The organism is Vibrio sp. 10N.261.51.F12, from assembly GCF_041471725.1.
Classification (GTDB): Bacteria; Pseudomonadota; Gammaproteobacteria; order Enterobacterales; family Vibrionaceae; genus Vibrio.
This window is the reverse complement of record NZ_JBFROV010000014.1, coordinates 1-18,172: the sequence shown is the minus strand read 5'-3', so window position 1 is coordinate 18,172 and position 18,172 is coordinate 1. Positions and strand designations below refer to the sequence as shown.

Here is an 18,172-nt window from a genome sequence, read left to right as displayed (position 1 = left end):
GTCAAAACTATGAAATTCAGTGAATCTTGGCTACGCGAGTGGGTTAAACCTGCAATTAACAGCGAAGAGCTAGCTCACCAAATCACTATGGCTGGTTTGGAAGTTGACGATGTAGAACCTGTCGCAGGTGTTTTCACCGGCGTTAAAGTCGGTAAAGTGGTTGAGTGCGGTCAGCACCCAGACGCAGACAAACTACAAGTTACAAAAATTGATATCGGCGAAGAAGAGCTTTTAGACATCGTATGTGGTGCATCTAACTGTCGTCTTGGCCTAACGGTAGCAGTAGCAACCGTTGGCGCAGTACTTCCTGGTGATTTCAAAATCAAGAAAGCAAAACTACGTGGCGTTCCATCGCACGGCATGCTTTGTTCTTTCTCTGAGCTAGGTATCGACGTAGAGTCTGACGGCATCCTTGAGCTGCCAGAAGGCACAACACTAGGGTTGGACGTACGTGAGCTTCTTGAGCTTAACGACGTCACCATCGACGTAGACCTAACAGCAAACCGCGCAGACTGCTTCAGCATCCGTGGCCTTGCTCGTGAAGTTGGCGTACTAAACCGCGCAGACGTGACAGAGCCAACCGTTGACGTTGTTGCAACAAGCATTGAAGACACAGTATCTGTTGAAATCAAAGCAACGGATGCTTGTCCACGTTACCTTGGCCGTGTGGTTAAGAACGTAAACGTGAAAGCGGAATCGCCAATCTGGATGCAAGAAAAACTGCGCCGTTGTGGTATCCGTTCAATCGACCCAGTGGTAGACATCACAAACTACGTGATGCTAGAGCAAGGCCAACCAATGCACGCATTTGATCTTGCTAAGATCGAAGGCGGTATCGTGGTTCGTCTAGCAGAGCAGGGCGAAAAGCTAACACTTCTAGATGGCAACGAAGCTGAACTAAACAGCAACACGCTTGTTATCGCTGACCAAAACAAAGCACTAGCCATCGCTGGTATCTTTGGCGGTCAAGATTCAGGTGTGACTACTGAAACAACTGATGTACTTCTTGAAGCGGCATTCTTCGCACCGGATCACATCCGTGGTCGCGCACGTGCTTACGGCCTTCACACAGATTCTTCTCTACGTTTCGAACGTGGTGTTGATTCAACACTTCAAGCAGCTGCTATGGAGCGTGCAACACAGCTTCTCGTTGAAATCTGTGGTGGTGAAGTTGCGCCAGTAAACGGCAGCGAATCTGACGCTGATCTTCCTAAAGCAAACGTCGTTGCTCTACGTCGCGCTAAGCTAGACAGCCTACTAGGTCACGAAATCCCATCTACAGACGTAGTGGAAATTCTTACTCGCCTAGGTTGTGAAGTTACTGTTGTTGAAGATACAGAAAGCACAGACGCAGGTTGGACGGCAACGTCTCCATCTTGGCGTTTTGATATCGCAATCGAGCAAGACCTAATTGAAGAAGTAGGTCGTATCTACGGTTACGATAACATTCCAAACCAAGCGCCTAAAGCGGCACTTAAAATGAATGACCACAAAGAAGCTAACCAACCGCTTAAGCGCGTTCGTGACCTTCTTGTCGACCGTGGCTACCACGAAGCAATCACATACAGCTTCGTAGAACCAGAACAGCAAAAGCTTGTTGTACCTGGTGTTGAGCCGCTAATCCTGCCATTCCCAATCTCTGCGGATATGTCAGCAATGCGTCTTGGCCTAATCCAAGGTCTTCTAAACACCGTTGTTCACAACCAGAAGCGTCAACAGTCTCGCGTTCGTCTATTCGAATCAGGCCTACGTTTCATCCCTGAAGCAACGGCTGAAAACGGCATGCGCCAAGAAATGATGCTTGCGGGCGTTATCTCTGGTACGCGTGGCGAAGAGCACTGGGACATGGCAACGAACACTGTTGATTTCTTCGATCTTAAAGGTGACCTAGAAGCCGTTCTTGAGCTCTCAGCGAACGAAAAAGCATACAGCTTTAAAGCCGCTAAGCACCCAGCACTTCATCCAGGTCAAACTGCGGCGATCGTTGTAGACGCTGGTCTCGAAACTGAGAAAGAAGTGGGTATCATTGGTACTGTTCACCCAGAACTAGAGCGTAAGTTTGGGCTTAACGGCCGTACTATCGTATTCGAAATCGAATGGGCAGCTATTAACACTCGCGTGCTTCCAGAAGCCGTCGCAGTATCTAAGTTCCCTGCAAACCGTCGTGATATCGCACTGGTTGTCGATGAAGCTGTTGCTTCTGGCGACATCGTTGAAGCGTGTATCGCTGCTGGTGGTGAGTTCTTAACAGACGCTAAGCTATTCGACGTATACGTTGGTAAAGGTGTAGAAGAAGGTAAGAAGAGCCTAGCTATCGCACTTAGCCTACAGTCTGTAGAGCGCACACTTGAAGATGCAGACATCGCTGGATCAGTCGATGCTATCGTCGCCTCTGTTGCTGATAAGTTCAGCGCGGTATTACGCGACTAATCTGACGTTCCAATGATAAGACTAAGGCGAGCGATATGAAGCTCGCCTTTTTTGTATCTAAAAGAAATAATCAACCTGAAATTCTAGTCTGCAACCGGATATTTTGTCCAGTTCCAGAGTGGGAATTAAACGTGTTTCATATCCAATATTTAGCCGCAACTCTCTGTTTTTGCTTGTTATTTCTGTAAAAAATGTGTGCTGGATTAAGGTTTTTGTATTTAGTGGAGTATCTCTTTTATTCTTTTTTAATGGGTTTTAATGGTGTTTAATGTTGGTTTTTTTGTTTATTTGCCTTTATATTGGATGATTGTATCGAAATAGGGGTAAGTGCTTGGTTGTGTAAGATAAAATCCTGACATTTCCATGAAATAAAAAAGTTGGCGAAAATCATAAGGTTGACTTACACTTTTCACAGTTAGGCTGTTATGTTGTTGATTGGTCGAACTAAATATGTGTTGTTGCGTTCGTAACAGCTAGGTATGAAATAGCTTTGAGGGGAGTTTTATGGCGCTCACAAAAGCCGATTTGGCTGAGAACCTGTTTGAGAAACTCGGGTTTAGTAAACGGGATGCCAAGGAAACGGTAGAAGTATTTTTTGAAGAAGTCAGAAAATCACTCGAAAATGGCGAGCAGGTAAAGCTGTCTGGTTTCGGTAATTTTGATCTTCGAGACAAAAACGAACGTCCAGGTCGCAACCCTAAGACTGGAGAAGATATCCCTATCTCCGCTAGACGTGTCGTGACGTTTCGTCCAGGACAAAAACTGAAGGCTCGTGTTGAAAACATCAAACTAGATTAATATTTGATTGTTACGAAAAGACCACGCAATGCGTGGTCTTTTTGTTTCTGGTAATGATGTTATCACTGTCATTAAGCGTAATTACGCGGCTTGAATATGCGTAGTGATATAAGGTTGCCATGCATTTTGATACAGCTCCATGGATTGGCGGCGTAGGCTAGTAATTTGAGCCGTTTCAATGTCGTTCAAAGAACGATTGTGTGTAGCTGCATTTCGCTCAATACCTTGAATAATTTCATAAAGGTCATGTTCTGGTCCGTTCTTAACATCTGCAATGGCTTTTAAGTGCAGCTGAACCTCCGCGACAATACCCGTTTTAGGAAGTTGTACTAAAAGATTAAGGTCTCTATAGCCGGATGGGTTAGGGGACTTAAATCGATTCTTCACTCTAACGACCTTAGCCTCTCGGCTGAGGGCTTCAAACGCACTGACCAATGAAGATACATCATTTGCGACGATGGTCGCTCGAGCCAAATCGGTAATTTGGTTTACTTCACCGTTTAACTCAGTATTGATTTTTTCCAGAGCGCGCTCAGACGATTTAACACCTGAAAATTGTGCGTCAGTTTGAGTCAGTAATGCTGTGCTTTTACACAACGATTCTAACTCATGTTGAGCCTGATGGGCTTTGCTGTACAACACATCAAAATCCGCATGCGGTTGCGCGACATCGGTATCGACAGGGTTAATACCATAAAGGCCACTGAGACTATGTTTAAAGTTCGATGGACTTATTTGGTTTTGTTCTTGGTTCCCTTTTGTCTGGTTAGAGTTGGATTCATCAAGCGGAGCCGCAAATGCTGGTGCGCGGCTGAGTACCAACAGCGTTAGTGCTGCGGCACGGAAAAACATGCTCATGCTCTCTCCTGGTTACGTTACAAAAACGGTGTAAAAAAAGTGCTATAACGTTTGCAGTAGTGCTAACTATGATATGGGGACAGTTATTTGGTTACCAAGTCAGTTGTTAAGGTCTTTAAGCAAATTGTGATGCCTGTCTCATAGAAATAATACCCCAGCTAGACATGACTTTTTGTCCTCAATCTGTAAACTCTACGTTAACCATTATCCACACCTGAAATGAATCTAAAATGAACGACTTTGAGCTTTGGCACAATAAATGGGCAGCAAACAAAATTGGTTTTCATCTTGAGGATGTGAACCCACTTTTGATAGAACATTGGCCAGCATTAGAACCGACCCGTGAGCAATCTGTATTTGTGCCATTGTGCGGTAAGTCAGAAGATTTGGTTTGGTTGGCGCAGCGTCACGATAACGTACAAGGAGTTGAGTTAAGTCAAATAGCGGTCCGCTCTTTTTTTGCGGAACACTTTTATACGCCACTCGTCACAACACTTAACCATCAATTTGAGCTGTATCAGTTTGATGAGCTTAATATTTATGTCGGGGATTTTTTTACAGCGCCAATAGAAAGTGTTGATTTGATTTACGATCGGGCGGCGTTAATTGCCATGCCTGCGGATATGCGCTTGCTTTACATCGATAAACTCAAGCAGGTGCTTAAACCGGGCGGTCGGATTTTGCTGGTGACTTTGGATTATATTCAAGACGAAATGGCTGGACCGCCATATAGCGTGCCGCAACTAGAAATCGAAAACTATTTCGATAACGGTTTTCGTGTGACGCGTTTAGCAAGAGACGAAGCGGATAGTGAACACCGAAGGATTAAGCAAGGGCTGAGTCATTTCTGTGAGGATGTGTGGCTAATTGAGTCGTTAAAATAGTCTGATCAGTGGTTAGTTTGGATATGATAACGAGAGATAGCGGCTATTTGGGCTACTATCTCTCTGCATTCATGTTTCAGGTTGGTGGAAAGCAGCGGGGGCGACAATCGTACAGTATGTAACAACCGTGCATACCGCTAATTAGGTTAGTAAACCACTTTCACGTGCTTCGCACTGTCAATCGCATCATCGATAGCGCTTTCAATCGACTTACGGCGAGTCAGAGAAACGCCTAGTCGGCGTCGACCATCAATATCAGGCTTACCAAATAAACGAACTTGTGTTTGAGGCATTGAAACCGCCTCAGATACACCGGTAAAACGAATGTTATCTGATGTGCCTTGCCCAAGAATTACTGCAGAAGCCGATGGGCCATACTGTGCGATGTGATTGATAGGCATGCCTGTGAATGCGCGCACATGAAGTGCAAACTCTGACATTTCTTGTGAAATGAGCGTCACTAAGCCAGTGTCATGAGGGCGAGGAGAGACTTCGTTAAAAATGACTTTATCTCCCTTTACAAATAATTCAACACCAAACAAACCATAACCACCAAGCGCATTAACCACTTGTTCAGCGGTATATTCAGCGGCTTTAGTCGCGTTTTCAGACATCACTTGTGGTTGCCACGATTCACGATAATCACCATCTTCTTGACGGTGCCCAATAGGCGCACAAAAAGACACACCGTCCACGGCACGGACAGTGAGTAGAGTGATCTCATAATCAAAATCGATGAAACCTTCTACGATGACACGTCCTGCACCAGTGCGTCCACCTTCTTGGGCATACGTCCAGGCGTTATCGATATCGTCTTGATTTTTAATGATACTCTGGCCTTTGCCTGAAGAACTCATTACGGGTTTTACGACGCAAGGGATACCAACGTATTCTACGGCGCTTACGAAGTCTTCGTAGCTGTCGGCAAAGCGATAAGGAGAGGTATTAAGGCCAAGTTCTTCTGCGGCAAGTCGACGAATACCTTCGCGGTTCATCGTCAACTTGGTGGCGTTTGCCGTTGGCACAACATTTAGCCCTTGAGCTTCAAGTTCCACCAGCTTTTCTGTGGCGATAGCTTCAATTTCTGGGACGACAAAATCAGGTTTTTCTTTTGTGATGATCGCTTCAAGTGCATCACCGTCTAGCATGTCGAGTACATAGCTGCGATGAGCAACTTGCATGGCTGGTGCGTTAGGATATCGATCGCACGCAATGACCTCTAATCCGAGACGCTGACATTCAATAGCGACTTCTTTACCAAGCTCGCCTGAGCCCAGTAATAACACTCGGGTAGCATTTTCACTCGTTGCAGTACCAAACATATTAGATCCTTGTGTATAAATCAGGAAAATTCCGGTGAATAATACTGATTTATACAGAAAAAGCAATCGTTTGCGCGCGTGTTTTATGCCGTAATTAAGAGAATCACTTTGAGTTGGGAAGGTAGACGTGCTTCAGCTTGGAAGCACGTTATTTATTGCTTAAATAGTAGCGTATTCGACCTGAATGTCTGGATTAATGGCTTCTAGCGTAGCTTGAGTGTCTGCTAGGTGGCTAATTTTGCCGTCAGCCATCTCAACCAAAGCAACGAGACTAATATCATTCAACGATTGTTTCGCCAATAATAGCTGAGCAAGTGCAACCTGTAGCGGCGGTAAACTAGGGTTAAACGCCGCATTTTCGGCATAAGCACCTTGAAATAAACGACCATCGTTCATCTTGATAGCAACGCCGCTAAGATTATTAGTATAAGGTGCATGGCTACGGTTCAAAGCGTCAACGGCTTGCTTCATTAACAGACTGACATTGCTAATATCTTTACCGTGAGAAAGAGGCGTCATTAAACCATCGGTGATCCCTAAGTCCCCAGGACCAAATGCTTCTGGTAAGTATTGCTGTAATGTCATTTCGTCGCGTTCAGGCAGCTGAACGACGAGCTGTTGGGCGGTGGTCAATTCATTCATAAATTGGCGGCAGTGCCCACAAGGACTGAAGTTAATGGTGATGTCTTTGACGCCTTGCTCACCTTTCATCCAAGCGTGACTTATCGCCGATTGCTCTGCGTGAACCGTTTGACCGAGCTGAGCACCAAGGAACTCCATATTGGCACCAAAATAGAGCTTACCAGACGTCCCTCGAACAATTGCACCAACAAAGAACTCAGAAATAGGGGCATAGGAATATGCCGCTGCAAAAGGGAGCAACGCCAGGCGCAGCTCATTATCGGCTAGCCCTGAAAGAGAAAGCAGCGTTTCAAATTGGCTAGGGCTAAGCGTCGCATCGAATTGTTCATGGGTGACAATAGGTTCTAAGTACTGCTTAATGATTGCTGGCGCTTCATTGAGTACAGAGTCAAAACGATCTGTCATTCGTGTTCCCTTTAATTTCTATAAGTGTTTTTATTTATTCTATGTAACTTTATCATCACTTATATCGATCTGCATCACAATTAATGGTGCAACAATGATTCATTTTGCATAATTAGAGTGATGTCACGCAATGCTCGTTTGTTGGTGCGTCAAGATGCGCAGCAACGATCTAGCAAGATACCTAGCTCAACCAGAACAGTAACTGAGCCAAAATCGGAACTGCGCTCAGATAGTGAGGTAATCACAATACTCGCTTAGCCCAAAACGTGATTTAACCAGAGAGCGAAGGCAAAAAACGAAGGTGCTAACACTGAGGTTATGATCCCACAAATAACCAAGGCCAATGAACTAAATGCGGCATCTCTTGGATCTTTTTCGGCGCATGTTGCGGTTCCAAGTGCGTGGGAAACGGTGCCCATAGTCAGACCTTTTGCAATCGGGTGTGTGACGCCGAGCAATTGATATAAAGGGTAAGCTAAGATCGCACCAAATAAGCCGACCAATAAAACAAGTATTGCGGCGATCGCAGGCTCACCACCTAAATGACTTGAGACTTCCATTGCGATTGGTGTAGTAACGGATTTACCTAATAAGCTCGCGACTAATTGCATGTCAGCACCTAGCCAAACCGCAATAACGGACGCGGTAAACATAGAGCCTACACTGCCTACCCCACAAGCTAAGATAATGATGCGCCAATTTGCGCGAATTTGTGGCAGTTGTTCATATAAAGGGTAGGCTAGGGCAACCACGGCTGGTTGCAATAGATAACTTATCCATTCGTTGTCTTGATAGTAAGTGTCGAAGGGCACATTAAAAATTAGCAATGTTGGAATAAGGATGGCGATACTTATCAATAATGGATTGAACAGCGGGTTTTTGACTTTTTGTCCAATAAATCGAGCGATAAAGAACACGATAATTGTCGCGAATATCCACATTATTTGTTCCCCTTTTTAAGAAATCTGTCTAAAAATACAGATAGACAAACGAGGACGATCATGGTGCCGCCAACTGCACTTGCAAGGATTGGAAGTGCATTATCGATAAGCGTATCGAAATGGTTCATTAACCCCACGCTAACGGGAACAAACAAAAGGATCATATAGCGTATAAAAGCGTGCGCACCCGGTTGAACGGCTTTGACGGGAAGAATCCCCGTCGCCATTAATGTAAAGAGTAACAGCATGCCGAAAACACTGCCTGGGATAGAGACATCGAGCAGGCTTTGGATCGTATTACCGGCAAACAAAGCGGCAAAAATTAGGGCAAAAGATAAGATGTAGTGAAGCACAGTTTTTATCATGACATTCTCTTCGACGGCGCTGGGCAAACAACAAATCATGTTATGCCCAATTTGAAAGTGGAAATGAATGAGTTGTAAAGGCTAACGTAAACGCTCTGGTAGCAATAGTTTTCCCTTCTGACTCATGTTTAGCAAGAAGGGAAGGACGCTCAAGACGTTAATTTTTCAACGTAGCGGTACACCGATTTCAATACGGTGAGTTTCTTCTCATCAGATTCGTTTTCCATCACCAGATTTTCTAGGTTGAACATATATTTTTCGATCCGACTCTCGAAAAATTCTCGACAGTGGCCGGCCCACTTTTGTTGCTCGGCTTCATCAAGCGTCCAAGGATAATGTCGAGCGCGATACCTAAACAGTAAAGGTTCAATTCTTGTATCACTAAAGCTGATGTCCAGCGCTGAAAGGTTGTTAGGGTCGGTCTCTAGAATAATATCCATCGCTGCGCGATCGGACGGCGAGAAAAACTGGCTATAAAGCTGAGTATCAACGTCGTTATCATTATCAAATTCGCGTTCGATATTGTACAAGCCAATCAATTTTTCTCGAATCTCAGGGTTCTTTTTGAGCAGAGCCAAGTTTGCTAAGCATTGTTGGCGGTCGATGCCGATTGCTTCTGCGTTGTCTGCGGTCAGTGTTTTAGCTGGGGCTAAGATTGGACATTTATTTAAATGGATTAATTTCAGTGGTACTGGAAGTTCATCTGGGGCAAGGTCGTCCCGTTTCGTGTAGAGGCGAGTATGTAACTCTTCTACTGTTAAATCTAAGATAGGTTGTGGATCTTTTGCTAAATCAGCCACAATAACAGCGTTTTGATTGGTTGGGTGCCAAGCAATAGGCACAACCCAACTGGTGTATTGACATTCGCGTCCAAGCATACCTGAGACATGCATAAGCGGAGTCATGTTAACAATATCAACCAGTTCATTTAGTTTACGTTTCTGGCGCATCGAGTAAAAATAATCAAACAGTTTTGGTTGCGCCGCTTTCACTTTTTTGGCGAGTTCAATGGTTGCGATGACGTCAGCCATTGCGTCATGAGCATTCGCATGTTCAATGCCGTTAGCGATGGAGAGGTGCTCTAGTTTAAAACTGGTAAATCCATCAGCATTCTCAGGCCACTCAATCCCTTGCGGGCGCAGCGCATGACACGTTCGCATCAAATCTAATAAGTCCCAACGCGAATTGCCGTTCTTCCAGCTCCACGCGTAAGGATCGATAAAGTTGCGATAGCAGGTATAACGTGTGACTTCATCATCGAAGCGAATGCTGTTGTAGCCCAGGTTCGTCGTATTTGGTGTCGCCAATTCTTGATGGATCTTTTTGATGAACTCAGGTTCAGGTAATCCCTTTTCAATGCAGATTTGTGGTGTTATACCGGTGATCAACGCTGCTTCTGGAGAGGGGAGATAATCAGAAGGGGGCTGACAGTAAATGACTAAGGGTTCGCCTATGATATTGAAATCCATATCGGTTCTAACACCAGCGAATTGACATGGACGGTCTTTAGCAGGGCTGATACCCCATGTTTCATAATCAAAAAAGAAATAAGAGGGTTCGTGTTGAGACATGGGGTCTTTCCTTTGTTCCTATCAGGATGCGCGTTAGAGCACAGATATAGGGATACGACTGATTTAACTATTAGACCACTGCGCTAGGTTTAAGGCAAACGCCAAAAGCCCTATTCTAAGGTGATGACTAAATGCTTGAATAAATGGGTGAGTAGTTGTGTGAATAATCATCAGATTCTCACTCTTCGCCGCTTCACACGCTAAATGCGATGCGTTATGGTTAAGTGGATTTGAGGCATCCTCCCATCATGAACCTCAGTTAAGGAACTAACGTGTATCAACTTTATTACTATCCTAATAACGCGTCTCTAGCGCCTCATTTTATTTTGCATCACTTGGACGTGCCGTATGAATTAATTCTCGTCGATAGAGATAACCAGCATCATAAATCGGCAGATTACCTGAAATTAAACCCCGCAGGCCGTATTCCCACCCTTGTCGATGATGGGCAACCGATTTTCGAGAGCCCAGCAATTTGTGTACATTTAGCCGAAAAATATCCATCAAAAACCTTACTACCTAAAGTTGGGGATACTGAGCGACCATTGTTTTTTCAATGGATGATGTTTTTAACGAACACCTTACAAGCTGAACTGATGGTGCGGTATTACCCTCATAGACACACCGTGGATTCTAGCGCGATCGCCAGCATTATTGCTGCACAAGATATGAGGATTGGAGAAGCCTTAACCATCATCGATGAGCAACTCAGTAAAGGTCAGTATTTACTTGGTGATCAGCTTTCAGCTTGTGACTTTTTCTTGTTTATGCTTTCCGAGTGGGCCTTAACGATTTCTCCGTCTCCAATGCAATATCGCTATCTAGGGCAATACCTAGAAAGATTATCTTGGCACCCAACCATCGCGGCTGTTTGTGGAATTGAAGGGATTAGCCTTATACCGTTTCGGTTGTCTGAGTGATGGCCACTATTTATTTACATGCGAATGGTTTTTTATTTACATGTGAATAATCTGTTTATGTACGAGCGATTCGTCTTCTGATTTAACTGAGAATAGACTTTGCAAGCGTTGCGCTATCGCAAAACGGATGAGTAATGATTCGGCTCAGCGCTTAAAATTTAATTGCGACACACAAATGTTAATTATATGTAACCCATATGTCATATAGTCAGCGCATTATCACTTTCATATATTATTAGTAGCCTTACTCAAAAGGCTTAACCGGTAGAAGAAAGGAAGTTCTGTGAAGCTATTTAATCATGACCATGACCAACGCCCTCTTAAGCACGAGCCTGAATTTAACAAGTTTGTTGACGCTGCTGCAGCAAATGAAGCATTGCTCCAATCACGTCGCTCTTTCCTCAAAGCAACGGGTGCGGCCGGCACGGTTGGTTTCTTTGCTGCGAGTCCTGTCAGCAGCGCTATCGCCGATACCATGGCGAAAGACTCACCCTTGCTGGGTTTTGACGCTATTCCTATTTCTACTTCTGATTCGGTTAAGGTTGCAGAGGGCTACCAAGCCGATGTGTTGATATCATGGGGCGATCCTCTTTTCAGCAATGCGCCGGGCTTCAAGCAGTCCAATGACTCAAAAGCGCAAGAAAGGCAATTTGGTGATAACAATGACGGCATGACCTTTTTCCTACTTTCAGATGAAAGAGCGGTGTTAGTCGTTAATAATGAATACACCAATAATGAATATTTGTATGAGCATCAAGGTAAAAATATTTCTGCAGATGATGTGCGTAAAGCACAAGCGGCGCATGGTGTTTCAGTCGTTGAACTGCTAAAAATAAATGGACAATGGCAAGTAAATATTGAAGGTCGCCTAAACCGTCGAATAACCGCATTTTCCGAGATGGAAATGACGGGCGTCGCTGCGGGTCACACATTGTTAAAAACATCGGATGACAAGTCGGGTAAAACCATCATGGGCACATTTAATAATTGTGCAAATGGTGAGACGCCATGGGGCACCTATTTAACATGTGAAGAAAACTTTAACGGCTATTTTGCCAACACCTCAGGGGCAGCTCTTTCGGAATCGTATGACCGTTATGGACTGGCAGACCAAGATAGGGGTTACGAGTGGTATAAGCATGACTCGCGTTTCGATATGGCCAAGGAGCCTAACGAACCCCATCGCCATGGGTGGGTTGTTGAGATTGATCCGATGAACCCAAATTCGACACCAAAGAAACGCAGTGCTCTCGGTCGATTTAAGCACGAGAATGCGGCACTAATGGTGAATGACGATGGTCATGTTGTTGTTTACTTAGGGGATGACGAACGCGGCGAGCACCTTTACAAATTTGTGTCCAAAAATAAATTTGTCAAAGGCGCGGACAGTAACCGAGATTTGTTAGAGGAAGGTACCTTGTATGTCGCTAAATTTGTTGGCGAAGAAGGTGAGTTGGCGGGACAAGGTCAATGGATTGAATTGACCTGGGGCAAAAATGGTTTAACGCCTGAGAATGGTTTCGCAGACCCTGCCTCGGTCATGATTTTTGCTCGAATGGCCGCAACGCAAGTCGGTGCAACCACCATGGATCGTCCTGAATGGGTAGCCGTACACCCAGATAAGCAATCGGTATTTTGTACGCTCACGAATAACAAATATCGTGGTGTAAAAGAGAATCAACCGTTAAATGCGGTTAGCCCACGAGAAAAAAATCCTTACGGACATATAGTTCGTTGGCGACCAACGGAAGGAAATCACACCGCTGAATCTTTCGAGTGGGATATCTATGTGTTAGCCGGTAACCCCGATGTACATGAGTCTGGCTTGATGGCTGGTTCTGATAACATCAACCAAGACAACATGTTTAATAGCCCCGACGGTATCGGATTTGACCGTGCAGGACGACTATGGATTCAAACTGACGGTAAATACTCAAACAAGGGGGATTTCGCTGGAATGGGCAACAATCAGATGTTGTGTGGTGATCCTAAAACGGGAGAAATTCGCCGATTCCTAACCGGGCCAATAGCCTGTGAGATTACCGGTTTAACGTTGTCACCGGATAATAAAACCATGTTCGTTGGGGTTCAACATCCAGGCGAAGAATTGGCGTCGTCACATTTTCCTGATGGTGGAAAATCGATTCCTCGCTCTTCTGTTATGGTCATTACACGTAATGATGGCGGCGTGATAGGGGCGTAATTAGAGACTTAATAGTTGTATATTAGAGACTTAATAGCTGTATATTAGAGAGTTAAAAGCTACATAATTAGAGAGTCAATAGCTACGTCATACTGACGTGGCTATTGCTTAGTGCTGCACATACACCATAGTTTGAAAACTAAGAAGGGTTCTGAATTGTTCAGAACCCTTCTTTTGTTTAATCGTGAAATTGAGTCAATCCAAATGAATAATTGGCTTCTAAGTTGTCGCAAAAAAATTAACTTGTTTGTCTAATTTCTCAATGAGCACGTCTCTCTTAAAGGGCTTGGGTAAGTAGTCATCCATCCCACTATCAAAGCACTTTTGAATGTCGTCATCGAGCACCGAAGCGGTGAGCGCAATAATGTGTTTACGTGGCAGATTATTAGTGTCTTCGTATGCACGAATCAGCTTCGTCGCCTGAAAACCATCTACGATCGGCATCATACAATCCATTAGTATTAGGCCAATCGTGGCGTGTTGCTGCTGATAGAAGTCGACCGCTTCTTGGCCATTATTGGCGACGATAAATTCAATGCCCAGTTTCTTCAAATTGATCGTTACAATTTGTTGATTAACCTTATTATCCTCAACAATAAGAATGGTTGAGTTTTGAGCTGGAGCTTTGCTGCTCAACGGTGGGGATACCGTGATTACTTGTTCTAACGTCGATTTGATGGTGTTGCTCAATCGCATCCCATAAAGTGGTGCAGTTATGAAGGCAGAGACATCCAACTGAATACCGTCGATCACGGTGTGATTGTCACGTAAGAAAATAACATGAAATGGTTCGAAGGCGTTTTCTAGTGTCCGATAAATACTTATATCGTCGACAATAACGACGGTGTGGGGAGGGGGAGTTGTTGTCAAAAACGCCTCTTTATCAACGTGATTTGACTGGAACCCGAACCGATGTAACTCATCCATTAACAGTGGGTTACTATGGTCAGACACATAAACGACATGAGTTTGGTTTTCTTGTTTGAGCTGTTGGTCGTCGAGCTCAAACGTTAACGTGAATGAAAACTCACTGCCTTGTCCTTTTACCGATTTTAGAGCGATTTTACCGCCCATCATGTCAACCATTTTTGAGGAAATAGCAAGACCTAACCCTGTACCGCCATATTGTTGTGAGGTGGACGTATCCTCTTGCTTAAATTCTTCAAAAATATGGGCTTGCTTATCGCTATCAATACCCAGCCCTGTATCGGTTACCGATAAGAATAGGGTCACAGCATTGGTGGAGGATGCACAGAGCTTAGCTGCAAACGTAATAGAACCCGTTTCAGTGAATTTAATCGCGTTGGAGGCAAGGTTCATGAGTACTTGTCGAACTTTTTGCTCATCTGCTTTCACGTAGTTTGGAATATCGGAGTCTATATTGATGTCGATGTTAATGGATTTTTGTTGTGCTTTAGGTGCAATTAACGCTGCGGTGTCAAAGACGACTTCTTTTATCGCGCAAGTATGCGGGCAAATCTCCAGATGACCGGACTCGATTTTAGATAGGTCTAAGATATCGTTAATCAGCATCAATAATGTTTGAGACGATGAATTAATGGTCGACAAATAATCTTTTTGAATGGCAGTGAGCTTAGAATCTGACAAGATTTCGGTCATGCCTAATATGCCATTGAGTGGGGTTCTAATTTCATGGGACATATTAGCAAGAAAGGCACTTTTTGCTCGGTTTGCTTGTCGTTCGTGTTCTCGAGCATTAATCAATTGTTTTTCGAGTGAAGATGTCTGCCGAATGACATAAAGTAATGTCAGTATAATCGCGGCGACTAATGCGATAGTTGCTAACACACGATAATTTTCATAACTCGTGATCTGTCTTGATATTTGCTCAGGCAGGACTTTGAAAATGGCGTCAAGATTCATTTCAAGTTGGTGGACGGTTGATCGTAAATCACCATGTCTACCGCTGTTATGATTGTAGCCAAAGTCTTCATAAGCAGATTGAAGGGCATAAAATGACAGCTTAAATTCAGCAAACGCGCTAAACAATGCAAACGAATGATGACGTTCTGTTATCGCTGACTCCATCTGCTCAAGGGTATGTTCAATGCGAGCCAAGGTTGATGAATCAAAATCAGAAAAAAACTGAAACATCAAATCTTGGGTAGTCAGTGCCATGTTATCGAGAGCGGAATCATTCGCTTTGACGAGCTGATGCCCTAACGTAAGGGTGCGGTCCTTGAAGTGGTCAATCAGTCCGTTTTGTTTGTCATTGCCGTGAATCACTACAACCAGATCAGCCAAAGATAAAAAAGATTCAACATAGTCGTCAACATAGGCAAGTGCTTGTTGGCTGGAATAATCGATACTGATATCGGACTCGATAAGTTTTGCGTTCACTTCACCAAGCTGAATCATCAAACTCTTATAACTGTCACTCATCTTTTCAATATATTGACTATCGACACGAGCGATAAAATCTTTCTCATGACGTCGCATCATTAGCATCCCATTTGATGCGGTTAATATGTCGGACTTTAACGCCATTAGCTGGTTTTTAGCTCGCTCTACCGTGTATTCAGTATAAAAAAACAACGCCAAGAAGCCTAAAATAGTGACGGCACCAGTAATGAGTGTTTTACGAATCTGACGCGCATGGGATGGTTCGTTTTGCTGCATTAATTCAAGTCCTTTTGATACGGCTATGAGCAGTGTTTAGTGTATATCAAATTGCCCTGTAACAAAAATGTCACATTGTCGTTTGTTCGGAAATCTCGACTCGACTAAGCGAAATATCACAGAGGTAACTTTCTGTAATATTTTAGTTGATTGACGTGGGGTTTTATAAAACATGTTGTATTACGTAGGAAACGGCGTAATGACAGTCGGCTTAATGCGATATTTACCCCTAAAGTGAGCAAGAATCTAAAGCCGCGCGTTTGACCGTCGATACTGTAGCCAAATTAATCATCATTTGAAGAGCAATATGCAGTGGTTTAACAATCTAAGTCTAAGAGTCAAGGTATTGATTCCCGTTATTCTGATGGCCACTATTTTTAGTGGGTTAGTGATTTACAACGTGGTTCTTTTTAGTAAACAGGCAGCGATCAACTCAATGACGAAATACAACCTGTGATGAACTCCTTGGAGGACGCATATAGGGATTTTTACCAAGTGTCGACAGCCGGTTATGCGTTTATTCTTGCCGAGAATAACGCTCAAGCGGTTGCTCAACAACGCTTTGAGTTTGAAGATAACGCTTATAATGCCGAACCAAGAGTGAGTAAGGTTCAAATCCTTCTTGATGCAGGGATCCTCGATCGACGTTTTGCACCTTACTTAAAGAAACTAATCTCAGATACAAACGTATTTGTCTCTGAATATGAGGCGTTGTTTGCCAACCCACAAACGGCGCGTCAGTATTTTGCGGATAAAGAAGAATCGGTGACGGCACTTTTTACTGATATCCGCAGCAATTTGAAAGTGATTTTAGACGAAATAGAGCGTCTGCAAGCACAAGCGAGATTGGATAGTGAGCAAGCGGTCAAGAAAGCAGAGTTAGCGATGGAGGTAGGGACCGTTATTGCGATTATTCTGGCGCTTGTTATGGCCGTATTTGTCTCGACGTTAATTGTTGGACCGGTATTGGCGTTGGAAAAGTCGTTGGCAGAGATTGCTTCTGGAGATGGGGACTTAACGCAACGAATCAAAGTGGACACCGTTGATGAAATAGGTCAATTAGCTGGCTCATTTAATCGTTTCATCGAGCGTATTCAAGGCACCGTTACGGAAGTCATTTCGTCAACAGCACAGGTAAGAGAACATACGTCGTTGCTGACCAGTTTGGCTGGCCAAATTACACAAGCATCTCTTTCCCAGCAACAAGAGAGTGAAATGGTGGCGACCGCGATTAATGAAATGCGCGCGACAAGTGACAACGTGAGTGAAAATGCCCACGAAGCTGCACAAGCGACTGACCGAAGTACCGATGAAGCTAGGCATGCGAACGACGGAATTGGATTAACGGTAACAGCGATAGAAGGTCTTGCCCAAGAGTTGGTGACATCAGAAGAAAGCGTACACAGGCTAACATGTGATGTGACGAATATCGCTTCTGTACTCGATGTGATTCGTGGGATAGCAGAGCAAACTAATTTACTGGCGTTGAATGCGGCTATTGAAGCGGCGCGGGCAGGAGAGCAAGGGCGAGGTTTTGCCGTTGTCGCAGATGAAGTTCGTTCATTGGCGAGTAAAACACAAGAAAGTACCGGAGATATTCAAACCATGATTGAGCGTTTGCAGCAAGGCGCTACGGTGATGGTTGATGCCATGTCGTCCAGTCGTACTACCAGTAATGAGACGATAGTACTGGTTCAAGCAGCATCATCATCTTTAGCCGAAATTACTAACTCGATTACGATCATCAATGACATGAATGCACATATTGCGACCGCAGCCACCGAGCAGACAGCAGTGAGTGAAGAGTTAAATGGTAGTATTCAAAAAATTGCTTCAGATAGTCACAAAATGTCAGACATTATAAAGCAAGCTGAAAAAGCTTGTTTGACTTTAGAATATCGATGTGCGGACTTAGACAAAGCAGTGGGGAAATTCAAAGTTTAATTGCTATTTTTTTTGCGGTTAACATATCAAATTATTGATGTATCACGAAAGTGATATGTCAATAATTTTCCGTCAACGTATCGATAATAAAATATATTTTGCCTCAGATATAAATCAAGTGTACTCATGGTAATCGGCAGTTAGATCGCCGCTCCGTTCTTGGTAATATCATTTTAATCATTACCTTATATTGTTAGTGTTAACGATAGCAATAATTACAAATGAATCAATAAAATTAATAACTATCAT

At 43.9% G+C, this 18,172-nt stretch carries 13 protein-coding genes; 6 read left to right on the top strand and 7 right to left on the bottom strand.

What is annotated here, in order from left to right:
- The first annotated feature begins 9 nt into the window (after positions 1-9).
- Together pheT and ihfA are read left to right on the top strand one after the other, a co-directional pair.
- Positions 10-2,430 carry a phenylalanine--tRNA ligase subunit beta gene (gene pheT / locus AB4405_RS07335; protein ID WP_372060248.1) on the top strand — a complete coding sequence of 807 codons (2,421 nt, stop codon included), beginning with the start codon at positions 10-12 and terminating at the stop codon, positions 2,428-2,430.
- Between the two features lie 504 nt (positions 2,431-2,934).
- On the top strand, positions 2,935-3,228 hold the full coding sequence (ihfA, locus tag AB4405_RS07330) for an integration host factor subunit alpha (RefSeq protein ID WP_102467832.1): 294 nt from the start codon (positions 2,935-2,937) through the stop codon (positions 3,226-3,228).
- Between the two features lie 81 nt (positions 3,229-3,309).
- Here the strand turns inward: ihfA and AB4405_RS07325 are convergent, their stop codons facing one another.
- A complete protein-coding gene (locus AB4405_RS07325) occupies positions 3,310-4,086 on the bottom strand; it encodes a RelA/SpoT domain-containing protein (protein WP_102467831.1) in 777 nt (258 codons plus the stop codon).
- 230 nt (positions 4,087-4,316) lie between these two features.
- On the opposite strand from AB4405_RS07325, the gene AB4405_RS07320 reads away from it, so the two are divergent.
- Positions 4,317-4,970 (top strand): thiopurine S-methyltransferase, encoded by a 654-nt coding sequence (locus AB4405_RS07320; protein ID WP_372060247.1) that lies wholly within the window; start codon positions 4,317-4,319, stop codon positions 4,968-4,970.
- 146 nt (positions 4,971-5,116) lie between these two features.
- On the opposite strand, the gene purT is transcribed toward AB4405_RS07320, so the two are convergent.
- The 5 genes from purT to sbcB all read right to left on the bottom strand — a co-directional run bounded on the left by purT (position 5,117) and on the right by sbcB (position 10,216).
- A complete protein-coding gene (gene purT, locus AB4405_RS07315) occupies positions 5,117-6,292 on the bottom strand; it encodes a formate-dependent phosphoribosylglycinamide formyltransferase (RefSeq protein WP_372060246.1) in 1,176 nt (391 codons plus the stop codon).
- A 159-nt stretch (positions 6,293-6,451) separates the two neighbouring features.
- Complete coding sequence (cdd, locus tag AB4405_RS07310) at positions 6,452-7,339, bottom strand: cytidine deaminase (RefSeq protein WP_102467828.1); 888 nt, start codon at positions 7,337-7,339, stop codon at positions 6,452-6,454.
- A gap of 254 nt (positions 7,340-7,593) precedes the next feature.
- Positions 7,594-8,280, bottom strand: a complete 687-nt coding sequence (locus AB4405_RS07305) for a CidB/LrgB family autolysis modulator (RefSeq protein WP_102467827.1) — start codon at positions 8,278-8,280, stop codon at positions 7,594-7,596.
- Positions 8,280-8,645 (bottom strand): CidA/LrgA family protein, encoded by a 366-nt coding sequence (locus AB4405_RS07300; RefSeq protein WP_372060245.1) that lies wholly within the window; start codon positions 8,643-8,645, stop codon positions 8,280-8,282. Before AB4405_RS07300 ends, AB4405_RS07305 begins: the two co-directional genes overlap by 1 nt.
- 149 nt (positions 8,646-8,794) lie before the next feature.
- Positions 8,795-10,216 carry an exodeoxyribonuclease I gene (gene sbcB / locus AB4405_RS07295; protein WP_372060244.1) on the bottom strand — a complete coding sequence of 474 codons (1,422 nt, stop codon included), beginning with the start codon at positions 10,214-10,216 and terminating at the stop codon, positions 8,795-8,797.
- 272 nt (positions 10,217-10,488) lie between these two features.
- On the opposite strand from sbcB, the gene AB4405_RS07290 reads away from it, so the two are divergent.
- Both AB4405_RS07290 and AB4405_RS07285 read left to right on the top strand, forming a co-directional pair.
- Positions 10,489-11,136: a glutathione S-transferase family protein gene (locus tag AB4405_RS07290; RefSeq protein WP_372060243.1), complete on the top strand. Its 648-nt coding sequence runs from the start codon at positions 10,489-10,491 to the stop codon at positions 11,134-11,136.
- 283 nt (positions 11,137-11,419) lie between these two features.
- Positions 11,420-13,339: a PhoX family phosphatase gene (locus AB4405_RS07285; RefSeq protein ID WP_372060242.1), complete on the top strand. Its 1,920-nt coding sequence runs from the start codon at positions 11,420-11,422 to the stop codon at positions 13,337-13,339.
- Positions 13,340-13,558: 219 nt separating this feature from the next.
- Here the strand turns inward: AB4405_RS07285 and AB4405_RS07280 are convergent, their stop codons facing one another.
- Entirely contained in the window at positions 13,559-15,979 is a 2,421-nt protein-coding gene (locus tag AB4405_RS07280; protein ID WP_372060241.1) for an ATP-binding protein, read from the bottom strand.
- 495 nt (positions 15,980-16,474) lie between these two features.
- Here AB4405_RS07280 and AB4405_RS07275 point away from each other — a divergent pair, with 495 nt between their 5' ends.
- Positions 16,475-17,923, top strand: coding sequence for a methyl-accepting chemotaxis protein (locus tag AB4405_RS07275; protein ID WP_372060240.1), 1,449 nt, complete (start codon positions 16,475-16,477; stop codon positions 17,921-17,923).
- Positions 17,924-18,172: the final 249 nt, after the last annotated feature.

Bases quoted from the DNA above. Each gene is read 5' to 3' on its own strand.
- AB4405_RS07305 (WP_102467827.1), bottom strand. From the start codon at position 8,280: ATGTGGATATTCGCGACAATTATCGTGTTCTTTATCGCTCGATTTATT.
- sbcB (WP_372060244.1), bottom strand. From the start codon at position 10,216: ATGTCTCAACACGAACCCTCTTATTTCTTTTTTGATTATGAAACATGG.
- AB4405_RS07300 (WP_372060245.1), bottom strand. From the start codon at position 8,645: ATGATAAAAACTGTGCTTCACTACATCTTATCTTTTGCCCTAATTTTT.
- AB4405_RS07280 (WP_372060241.1), bottom strand. From the start codon at position 15,979: ATGCAGCAAAACGAACCATCCCATGCGCGTCAGATTCGTAAAACACTC.
- purT (WP_372060246.1), bottom strand. From the start codon at position 6,292: ATGTTTGGTACTGCAACGAGTGAAAATGCTACCCGAGTGTTATTACTG.
- AB4405_RS07320 (WP_372060247.1), top strand. From the start codon at position 4,317: ATGAACGACTTTGAGCTTTGGCACAATAAATGGGCAGCAAACAAAATT.
- ihfA (WP_102467832.1), top strand. From the start codon at position 2,935: ATGGCGCTCACAAAAGCCGATTTGGCTGAGAACCTGTTTGAGAAACTC.
- pheT (WP_372060248.1), top strand. From the start codon at position 10: ATGAAATTCAGTGAATCTTGGCTACGCGAGTGGGTTAAACCTGCAATT.
- cdd (WP_102467828.1), bottom strand. From the start codon at position 7,339: ATGACAGATCGTTTTGACTCTGTACTCAATGAAGCGCCAGCAATCATT.
- AB4405_RS07325 (WP_102467831.1), bottom strand. From the start codon at position 4,086: ATGAGCATGTTTTTCCGTGCCGCAGCACTAACGCTGTTGGTACTCAGC.